The following is a 1,790-nucleotide window of genomic DNA, read 5'->3' as shown; positions in this document are numbered from 1 at the left end:
CCCCGCTTCTGCTCACCCGTTCGAAGGAACAGCTCGCCATGACACGCCCCGTCCGCGTCGCCATGGTTGGAGCCGGTCCCGCCGGCATCTACGCGGCGGACGCGCTGCTCATGGCCTTGAAAGTAAGTTGAAAGCTGCTGAGGCTGCGGTTAAGAAGGTAGGAGATTCAGGTGAAAAATCCCTTCTATCAAAAGAGATTAGTAATGCCCATGAGATATCCAACATTCAATCAGAAGTTTCCAGCATCCTAAAGAATGGAGTGGTTGTTGAGAAAGCTTCTGAAAAACAAGTTAAAACCGTTTCTGAGAAGGTAAGTCAGGTTAAAGATTGGAATGAAGCAATTTATAGTTTATTAACAAAGCAATTAGATGAGGCTAGTAAGCAATTAGCTACAATTAATGAGGCATCTAAAAAGGTGAAAGAAGCAGAAAAGACATTGAAGGAACAGGATTATAATTCTGCATCTGATCAAATAGCTAAAGTGAAAAATGAAGAGAAAAAAGAAGAATTAACTAAACAGCTAAAAGCAGTAAACGAAACGATGGTTGCTAAAGCAGAAGAAGCGAAACGTAAGAAGGCAGAAGCTGAAAAAACTACTACAGTTTCCAATAATACTTCTACTACAAACGTAAGCTCAGGTTCAACTTCCAGTTCGAACGCAAGCTCAGGCTCCAGCAGCACAAGCTCAAGCACAAATAAGCCAAGCTCAAGCACAAGTTCAAGTTCAAGTAAGCCAAGCTCAAGATCTACATATAGCAGTTCTAATGCTTCAACAAGTGGTGGAAGCACATCTAGTAATCAAAAGGCAGCAAATACTTCAAGTAAGTCTACATCAGGTTCTAGTTCATCGAGTAAAACAAAATCTTCGAGTAGTTCTAGTAAGGGGTCTACTAGTTCTTCTAATTCAGGTAATAAATCTGGACAAGTAACAAATGTAGAGAAAACTACTGAAGGTGAAATTGATTATAAAGGAACTGGGCCCAATAAAGGAAGTAACACTTATGAGGGTGGTACTTTTGATGGTAGTAACATCCCAGATTGGTAATTTTACATTTAAAAAAACCTAGTTAGCTATTAATATTAGCTACTAGGTTTTTTTATGTCTTTAAATCTAAAAGTATTAGGTGATAGGATGATAAATAAATTCAAAGATAATAGATATAAGATGATTGCTACCTTTGTAATGTTCGCTTTAATGTTACAAATTTTTGAGTTACCAATTTCAGTTCTTGCAAACAGTGTTAATTCAGATGTGAATGAAGAGAAAGTTACACCTGATGAAACAAATAAAGAGAGACAAGAGATAAATAAGATTGAGGAATTAACTAATAGAGAATATAAAACAGCAGACGAGCCAATATCAAAGCCTAGTATTGAAGAAATAGTTGGAAAGGAAGAAGCTAAAGAAAATATTGAATATCTTACTGTTAATGACAAAGGGGAATTAATGTATGGTGATGACCCTTTATATGTAGGAAGTGGTAATGAACTGATTCCTGCAAAACTAGATGATCTAATGAAAAAAGGGGTAAAACAGAAACTTACATTAGTATCAGTAGTTAAGAGTGCTCTATTTGGAAAGACTGTAAGTGCTGCCTCAGGCCCTAGCATTGAGTATAGAGGTCAAGTTAGTTATGGTGGTTCAATTGTTGGTGATTTTCGTGTAAATGGAGAGCAAGCTTTCTGTATCGAACATGTAAAACCAACTCCTGCAACCGAACTGGGATCGAGAAGGTGGTCGAGTACCGCCCGGTCCGCAAGCGTCTGCCCAAGGGCCGGCCCGGCATCAC

Annotated in this window: 2 protein-coding genes; both read left to right on the top strand. The window is 38.6% G+C overall.

The window, feature by feature from the left end; genetic code table 11:
• Positions 1-1,045 (top strand): hypothetical protein (locus ABZ565_RS35455; RefSeq protein ID WP_361036438.1); only part of this gene is annotated, 1,045 nt, incomplete at its 5' end.
• A 54-nt stretch (positions 1,046-1,099) separates the two neighbouring features.
• The coding region (locus ABZ565_RS35450; protein WP_361036435.1) for a hypothetical protein at positions 1,100-1,790 on the top strand (691 nt) is incomplete at its 3' end.

The organism is Streptomyces sp. NPDC016469, from assembly GCF_040632905.1.
GTDB lineage: Bacteria > Actinomycetota > Actinomycetes > Streptomycetales > Streptomycetaceae > Streptomyces.
Note: the sequence above shows the minus strand (reverse complement) of the source record. Positions and strands in the feature narration are given on the sequence as shown.